The sequence below is a fragment of the Rhodococcus sp. O3 genome (assembly GCF_048897285.1).
In the GTDB taxonomy this organism is placed as follows: Bacteria; Actinomycetota; Actinomycetes; order Mycobacteriales; family Mycobacteriaceae; genus Rhodococcus.
Genome location: NZ_JBMBTE010000171.1, coordinates 1 through 7,963, shown reverse-complemented (window position 1 = coordinate 7,963; position 7,963 = coordinate 1). Strand labels below are relative to the sequence as shown.

The following is a 7,963-nucleotide window of genomic DNA, read 5'->3' as shown; positions in this document are numbered from 1 at the left end:
CCCGGTACCGGGGCAGCGCCAGGGTTTCGCACACCTCGGTCAACGCCGCCGCCATCGCTCCGGCGTCGTCGAAGCGCTGACCGGGTTCGCGTTCGGTCGCGTGCCGGACCAGCTCGTCGAATTCCGGGGGTACCCCGTCGATACAGGATCCCGGATCGGGCACGTCCTTCTCGACGCGCTGGTAGGCGACGGACAGCGACGTGTCGCCGGTGAACGGGGTGCGCCCGGTCAGCATCTCGAACAGGACGACGCCCGCCGAGTACACGTCGCTGCGCGCGTCGGCGTTACCGACCGTCACCTGCTCCGGCGACAGGTACGCGGCAGTGCCGAGGATCACGCTGCGGGAGGTCGTGGTGGCGGCGGCGACCGCCCGCACCAACCCGAAATCGGCGATCTTCACCTCGCCGCTCTCCGAGATCAGGATGTTCTCCGGTTTGACGTCGCGGTGCACCAGGCCCGCCCGGTGTGCGACGGCGAGCGCCCCGAGCACCGGTGCCGCGACCGCGGCGGCGGCGTGCGGGGGCATCGGCCCGCGTTCGCGGAGCAGCTCACGCAGGGTGCCGCCCTCGACCAGCTCCATCACGAGGAACGCGTGCTCCCCGTCGTGCCCTTGGTCGTACACGGCGACGAGGCCGGGATGATTCAGCTTCGCAACCGCCCGGGCCTCGAACTCGAACCGGGTGCGGAACTGGGGATCGGCGGCGAGCTGCGGATCCATCACCTTGACGGCGACGGGCCGGTCGAGCCGCAGGTCGGTGCCCCGGTACACCGTCGACATGCCGCCCCGAGCGATGGGCGCTTCGATCCGGTAGCGTCCATCGAGCACGATGCCGACCATGCGGTCGCCTCCAGCGGTCACGCGGTGTACCCCCGTGTTCTGCGACGCCGCTGCGCGACGTCGGTCGGTTCCTGTGTGGGTGGGGCCTGCACACCCCAGTCGATCGTAGCCAGCGCCCCGGACGGGACGGTCTCGCGCGCACGGCGGATCGAACCCGATAACGTTACCCGGGTGAGTTCAATCCCGTTCTGCGACGACGTCCTCGACCCCTCGGTCCCGGTGCTGCAACTCGTCGATGTGTCGAAACAACTCGGTGTCGTCATCACCCGCGTCCACCAGATGCTGCGGGACCGCCAGATCCTGGCGATCAAGCGCGACGGCGTGCTCGCCGTGCCCGAAGCGTTCTTCGGTGAGGACGGGCACATCCTGAAGAGCGTGCCGGGCCTGATCGCGGTCCTCCACGACGGGGGCTTCCGGGACGACGAGATCCTGACCTGGCTGTTCCGCGAGGACGACTCGCTCGAAGGTGGCAGCCCCGCGGCGGCATTGCACACCCACTCGGCGCGCGAGGTCGTCCGCCGGGCCCAAGCCCTTGGCTTCTGAGTGGCAGCCGTTGGCTTCTGAGTGGCAGCCCTTGGCTTCTGAGTCTCAGCGGCGGGTGGTGAGCTGGGTGAGCAGCACCGCCACCCGCTGCCGGCGCGGCACCACGACCCGCCGGTCGAACACCCGATACCCGTGGGCCTCCACCTGGTCGAGGATCCGGCCGTAGAGTACGAACGCCGCCCGGATGCCCGGCCGGACCCGGTCCGGGAGCAGGGCCAGTCCCGGCTCGGCGCGCCGATACTCGGCACGCGTGAGCGCCACGAAATGTGCCAGCGCCCGGCGTACCCGCGGATCGGGTCTGCCGGTGCGCCGGCATTCGGCGAGCAGTTCGTCGTCCACCCCGAACGCGGACCAGCCGTCGGCGGGGAGGTAGATCCGCCCGCGCGCCAGGTCCTCGCCGACGTCCCGCACGAAGTTGGTCAGCTGGAACGCGGTGCCCAGCGCGGCCGCGTACGGGCCTGCCCGATCCGGGTCCTCCACGCCGAACACGGGCAGCAGTTGCAGGCCGATCACCACCGCCGACCCGTACATGTACTCCTGCAGCTCTGCCATGTCGCGGTACCGGTCGCGGAACTGGTCGGTGGCCGGGATGTCCATCCGCATCGACCGCACGAACGCCTCGAAGTAGTCGACGGGGATCCCGTAGCGGTGGATCGTGTCGGCCGTGGCCCGGACCACGAGGCCGATGTCGTCGGCCGGACCGGGATCACCGCCGAGCGCGGCGTGCAGGCGCGCCTGCACCGCGTCGACCTGCCGGGACGCCGTCACCGGGTCGTCGACGGAGGTCACGTCGACGATGTCGTCGACGGTGCGGGCGAACCCGTAGAGGGCGTGCACATCCGCGCGACGATCCGGGGGCAGCAGGCGCGCCGCCAGGTGGTAGGTGCGACCGTGCGCGGCAGTCAGCCTCTCGCAGTACCGGAAGGCCGCGTCCAGGTCGTCAGCCACCGGCGGACGGCTCCGTAGATGCCGCCGAAACCCGATCGGTCGCCGGTACGGGCACCGGGCGCCGGGAACGCAGGTGCAGCGGATCGACGGTGCGCAGCGACAGCGCCGCCACCACCGACACGAAGATCGCGACGGCCACGTGCGCCGCGTTGTACATGCCGATCGAGCCGTCCGGATTGAAGATCACCATCAGCCAGGTGGACAGGCCCACGAGCACCATCAGTGTCCGCGTCGACATCGCGAAGGCGGCGGCGACCGCGAGCGGCCACGAGTAGTACCAGGGCAGCGCGGCGGGGGAGAGGACGGTCACCGCGGTCAGCACGACCACGATGCCGAGGACGGCGTCGCGTTCGGTCCGCCGGAACCGCCACCACGCCCACACGAGGATCACCAGGAGCGCCACCATGCAGATCATGCGGGTCACGTCGAGCACCGGGCCGAGACGCCACGGCGTGAACCACGTGACGACGTGCGCCATCATCGTCGGCAGCGACAGCCAGTTGATGATCTTCGACGATCCGGACAGCGCCGTGAGCCATCCGATGCCGACGCCGGCGAGTGCGGACGCGGCACCGAACACGGCGGCGAACACGACGACGCCGATACCCGCTGTCTTGACGAACAACCGGACCGGCGCGGCCGGATCGCGCCCCTCCTCGCGGGCCCGGTCCCGTTCGTGCACCATCCACACCCAGACCAGGAACGGCAGGGCCAGGCCGGCGGTGGCCTTGATCGCCGCACCGAGCGACACGAGCGCGATTCCACCGACGTGGCGGCGTTCGAGCACGAGCACGATGCCGGCCATCATGAGGCCGACCATGAGAAGTTCGTTGTGGACACCGCCGACGAGGTGGATCAGCACCAGCGGATTGAGCACGGCCAGCCACAGCGCGATGGTCGGGTCGCCGCCCATCCGGCGGGCGAGCTTCGGCACCGCCCACGCCATCAGGACCAGGCCCGGCAGCATCGTCAGCCGCCACAGCCACGTCCCCAAAACCACGTTGTCCCCGGTCAGCGACGTGATCCCGGCGCCGAGCAGCAGGTGCACGGGTCCGTACGGTGTCGTCGTGGTCTTCCACACGTTGCTGACGTTGTCGAGCAGGATGCCGGGATTGACCACCGGACCGTCGACATACGGATCGAACCCGTCCCGCAACATCGCGCCCTGGGCGAGGTACGAGTACGCGTCGCGGCTGAACAGCGGAGTCGCGATCAGCAACGGCACCACCCATACGGACAGCACCTTCCAGGTGTCGCGCAGGCTCACCCGACCGGCGCGGGCGCTGCGGCCGAGCCGCACCCACGCCGCGATCATCAGCAGAACGCCCGCCCACACCAGGATCGTCGACAGCAACAGCCCGTGACCGAACCGCAGCCACGACAGGAACATCTCCTCGAGCAGCGGATCCTGCCGTCGGACGCTCCCGGCACCGAAACTGCCGAACGCCAGCAGAGCCGCGCCGACCGCCCCGAGCAGCGCTGCGTTCCCGGCCGGGCTGCGCAGGAACGGGCCGATGCCCCGGCCGGGCTGCTGCGGCTTCCCGTCCGCGGTCGGTGAGGCGTCCGGTGCGGCGTCGGAGGCAGCAGGGGACGACATGGTTACGGTTACCTCCCCCTGATGCACGCAGTGACACGGTGCAGATGTGCACACGTGAAACCGTGCAGATGATCTACGACGAACAGACAGTTTAGTTGAGTCCCGGAACCGCGCCGCCCACTGTGCGGGAAGGCGCGGTCGACCGACGTCGGACCCCGAGCCGTTCGGCGGCGAGCCGACCCGAGAGCAGGACCGTCGGAACCCCCACCCCGGGGACCGTGCCGGACCCGGCCAGCACCACGTTCGGATAGCGCGGATCGAGGTTGCGCCGCCGGAACGGGCCGGTCTGCCGGAACAGATGCGCGCCGCCGAACGGGCTGCCCGCCAGCATGCCCCGCTCGAGCCAGGTCTGCGGCGTGTCGACGTGGTCGATCCGGAACCCGTCGGCGATCCCGTCGAACCCGCGCCGCTCGAGTTCCGCACACAGTTCGGCCGCATACGGTCCGGCCAGCGCCTGCCAGTCGTAGGACGCGCTGTCCAGATTCGGGCACGGCGCCAGCACCGACATCGGTTCGTGCTCGACGCCGTCGCGGACGAACCGCAGCCCGGGGTCGCTCAGCGCAGGGCGGGTGATCAGAAGCGACGGATCGCGCATCAGCCGGCCGCGGCCCCGGCGCGCGGTGATCTCGGCGAACGTGCTCTCCCACGCCGCACCGAACTCGATGGTGTGATGATGGCGGGCCGCCCACCCCGCACTGACGGCGGTCGGAATGCTGCCGTGCAACACCACCGCGGACGGGGACGCCACCATGCGCCGTCGTCGCGGCCGCGGCAGCAGCGCGTCCACCACCGGCAGGTCCGGTGTCAGCACGACCGCATCGCACGGGTACCGGTCGCCGTCGGTGGTGCGCACCGCGACCACCCGGCGGCCGTCGAACTCGAGGTCGCCGACCTCGGTGCCGAGCCGGAGCGTGCCGCCGGCCGCCACCAGGGCGTCGGCGAGACCGCGCGCGACCGAACGCATGCCGCCCTCGACGGAGAACACCCCCAGCGAGGTGTCCATGTGCGCGATCGCCGCGTACACCGCCAGTGCCCGGGCCGGCGCGACCCCCGCGTACAGCGCCTGGAACGTGAAGATGCGCCTCAGGCGCGGGTCGCCGACCTTCCGGTTCACCTGGGCGCCGAGCCGCCCGAAACCGCCGAGCCGGACGAGTCGCAGCAGGTCACGCGCCGAGGCCGGGGAGCCGGCCAGGTCGAGGGGGGAGTCGAAGTTCGCGTTCATGAAGTGCGCGAACTCGGCGTCGAAGATGTCCGCGAGCCAGCGTCGAAGCCGCAGGTAGCGGCGCGCCTCGTCCGGGCCGCACACGCGGGCGACCTCGGCGGCCATCCGATCCGGGTCCGAATGCACGTCGATGCTGCTGCCGTCGGCGAAGCGGGCGTGATAGGCGGGCGTCATCGGGTGGATGCGCAGCGGTGGATCCACCGTCGTGAGATCCGCGCCGACCGCGGCGAGCGCGTCGGCGATCAGGTCCGGCATCGTCAGGACCGTGGCACCGTTGTCGATCTCGTAACCGGGCCCGACGTGGGTGCCGACCCGGCCGCCCACCGATCCCTCGCGTTCGAGGACGGTGACCTCGCGGCCGTCCCCACGCAGGTGCAGCGCCGCGGACAGGCCCGCGAGCCCGGCGCCGACCACGACGACACGATCCGCCCCTGCGACGGTGCGCAGCCGGCGCATCACGCTGTGCGCCGCGTCGCGGCGAGTGCCCAGTCGCGCAGCATGGTCTTGCCCTCGTCGGTGGCGTCGGACGCGTCGAGCGCGGCGAACGCCTCCTCGGTGAGCGCGGTGATCCGCCGTTCTACCTGGTCGACGGCGCCGAGCTCGGTCATCACCGCCCGCATCCGCTCGACCTGCTCGTCGCTCAGATCCGTGCCGATCCCGTCGCGCAGCAGCTGCGCGGCGGCCGGGTCCGTCGCGTCGGCGGCGGCGAGAGCGAGCGCGAACAGCACGGTCCGCTTCCCGGCGCGCAGGTCGTCCCCGGACGGCTTGCCGGTGATCTCCGGGTCGCCGAACACCCCGAGCAGGTCGTCGCGCAACTGGAACGCGATGCCCACGTCCGTTCCGAATCGGCGGTACGCGTCCACCAGCGCGTCGTCCGCCCCGGCCAGGACCGCGCCCAGATGCAGGGGACGCTCGATCGTGTACGCCGCGGTCTTGAACCGGTTCACCCGCATCGCCGCCTCGACCGATTCGTCGCCGGCCGACTCCCCGGCGATGTCGAGGAACTGGCCGCCCAGGACCTCGGTGCGCATCGCCGACCACACCGGCGTGACCCGGGCCGTCGTCGCCGCGTCCAGTCCGGCCTCGCGGAGCATGTCGTCGGCCCACACGAGCGCCAGGTCGCCGAGCAGGATCGCCGCGGCCTCCCCGAAGCGCTCGGGGACACCGAGCCACTGCGCGGTGCGGTGGTGTTCCGCGTACTCGACGTGCACGGTGGGGTAACCGCGGCGCGTCGTGGAGGCATCGATGATGTCGTCGTGCACGAGCGCACCGGCCTGCACCAATTCCAGCGCCGAGCACGCGCGCAGCACCGCTCCGGCGTCCGGTCCGGTCGGGTCGCCGCCGGCACCGATCCAGCCGGTCCACGCGAATACGGGCCGCATCCGCTTGCCGCCGCGCAGGACGAAGGATTCGAGAGCCGTGACCGCTTCGGGGTAACCCCCACCGACCGCGGCGACGATCTCGGCGCGTGAGACGAAGAAGTCCCGCAGTGCGCCCTCGACGAGTTCGGGCAGCAGCGAGGGCGGAACGTGAGCAGATCCGGTGGACAGGGGATTCCTCCTGGTCGAATGGGCGGGCGCCGACGCCGGGTGGTGCATGCACCGGGTCGGTGGGGCCGTCGCGGCGCCGAAGACCACCCTATCGGGGGCGCGAGGAACCCACCGCCCTCCGGCCACCTATGCTTGTCGCGTGACATGCGATTCCGTCAGCGGGGGCCAGGGCGGCGGGACATCCCGCACACCGTCGATCGTGGACCGGCTGCGGGTACCGTCCCATCGCCGGATTCCCTTCTCCGTCGAGTTCTCCCCGCCCCGCGACGCCGACGCGGAGGCGCGGCTCTGGCGTGCCGTCCGGGAGTTCGAACGGCTCGGCCCGGCGTTCGTGTCCATGACCTACGGCGCCGGGGGCTCGACCCGGGACCGCACGGTCCGCGTGACCGGTCAGCTCGCCGAGGAGACGACCCTGCTGCCGGTCGCGCACCTGACCGCGGTCGGGCACAGCATCGACGAGTTGCGCGCGATGGTCGGGGCCTACGCGGATCGCGGAATCAGCAACATCCTCGCCCTGCGCGGCGACCCGCCCGGCGATCCGCTGGGCGAATGGACCCGGCACCCGCAGGGCGTCGAGCACGCCGAGGAACTGGTCCGGCTCGTGCGTGAACTCGGCGACTTCCACGTCGGTGTGGCGTCCTTCCCGGAGGGGCACTACCGCTCCCCGGATCTCGACCACGACACCCGGTACCTGGTGCAGAAGCTGCGGGCCGGTGCCGAGTACTCGATCACGCAGATGTTCTTCGACGTCGAGCACTATCTGCGGTTGCGGGACCGGGTCGCCGCATGCGACGCGGAGCAGGCGCTCAAGCCGATCATTCCCGAGATCATGCCGATCACATCCTTGCGGTCGGCGCGGCGCAGTCTCGAACTGTCGGGCTCCCGGCTCCCCGCGGAACTCGAGGAGCGGCTCGTGCGGGCCGCCGGCGACGGTCCCGAGGAGAACCGTGCCGCGGTGCGCGAGGTCGGTATCGAGGTCGCGACCGAGATGTGTGAGCGGCTCATCGCCGAGGGCGCACCCGGACTGCACTTCATCACGCTGAACTTCGCGCGCGCGACCCGCGAGGTGCTGGCGCGGCTCGGGATCGAGGTCCCCACTCCGATCGTCCAGCCCGCCTGACGAACCGTCAGGGCAGGGGCCGGTTCTTCCAGCCGGTCCGCCCCTTGCGCCGGGCGCGCAGCGAGGTGACCGTCAGAGCACCGAACCCGGTGATCGCGGCGGGATGCCCGAGCGCCGCCACCGCATCCGAGCCGGTCGGGGCCGT

At 71.4% G+C, this 7,963-nt stretch carries 7 protein-coding genes; 2 read left to right on the top strand and 5 right to left on the bottom strand.

The window, feature by feature from the left end; all coding sequences use genetic code 11:
- Positions 1–859, bottom strand: an 859-nt coding sequence (locus tag ACN675_RS26365; protein ID WP_420753634.1) for a protein kinase domain-containing protein, incomplete at its 3' end; no start/stop codon positions are given.
- 150 nt (positions 860–1,009) lie between these two features.
- Between ACN675_RS26365 and ACN675_RS26360 the strand changes: the two genes are divergently transcribed.
- A complete protein-coding gene (locus ACN675_RS26360) occupies positions 1,010–1,381 on the top strand; it encodes an Rv2175c family DNA-binding protein (RefSeq protein ID WP_420753633.1) in 372 nt (123 codons plus the stop codon).
- A gap of 45 nt (positions 1,382–1,426) precedes the next feature.
- Here ACN675_RS26360 and ACN675_RS26355 read toward each other — a convergent pair whose 3' ends face one another.
- The 4 genes from ACN675_RS26355 to ACN675_RS26340 all read right to left on the bottom strand — a co-directional run bounded on the left by ACN675_RS26355 (position 1,427) and on the right by ACN675_RS26340 (position 6,746).
- Positions 1,427–2,329 (bottom strand): phytoene/squalene synthase family protein, encoded by a 903-nt coding sequence (locus tag ACN675_RS26355; protein ID WP_420753632.1) that lies wholly within the window; start codon positions 2,327–2,329, stop codon positions 1,427–1,429.
- Positions 2,322–3,926, bottom strand: coding sequence for an alpha-(1->6)-mannopyranosyltransferase A (locus ACN675_RS26350; RefSeq protein WP_420753631.1), 1,605 nt, complete (start codon positions 3,924–3,926; stop codon positions 2,322–2,324). The genes ACN675_RS26355 and ACN675_RS26350 overlap by 8 nt, the downstream gene beginning before the upstream one ends.
- Positions 3,927–4,017: 91 nt before the next feature.
- Positions 4,018–5,595, bottom strand: a complete 1,578-nt coding sequence (gene crtI, locus ACN675_RS26345; RefSeq protein WP_420753635.1) for a phytoene desaturase family protein — start codon at positions 5,593–5,595, stop codon at positions 4,018–4,020.
- Positions 5,596–5,603: 8 nt separating this feature from the next.
- Positions 5,604–6,746: a polyprenyl synthetase family protein gene (locus tag ACN675_RS26340; protein ID WP_420753630.1), complete on the bottom strand. Its 1,143-nt coding sequence runs from the start codon at positions 6,744–6,746 to the stop codon at positions 5,604–5,606.
- Positions 6,747–6,837: 91 nt separating this feature from the next.
- Between ACN675_RS26340 and metF the strand changes: the two genes are divergently transcribed.
- Positions 6,838–7,818 carry a methylenetetrahydrofolate reductase [NAD(P)H] gene (gene metF / locus ACN675_RS26335; RefSeq protein ID WP_420753629.1) on the top strand — a complete coding sequence of 327 codons (981 nt, stop codon included), beginning with the start codon at positions 6,838–6,840 and terminating at the stop codon, positions 7,816–7,818.
- Positions 7,819–7,963 lie beyond the last annotated feature (145 nt).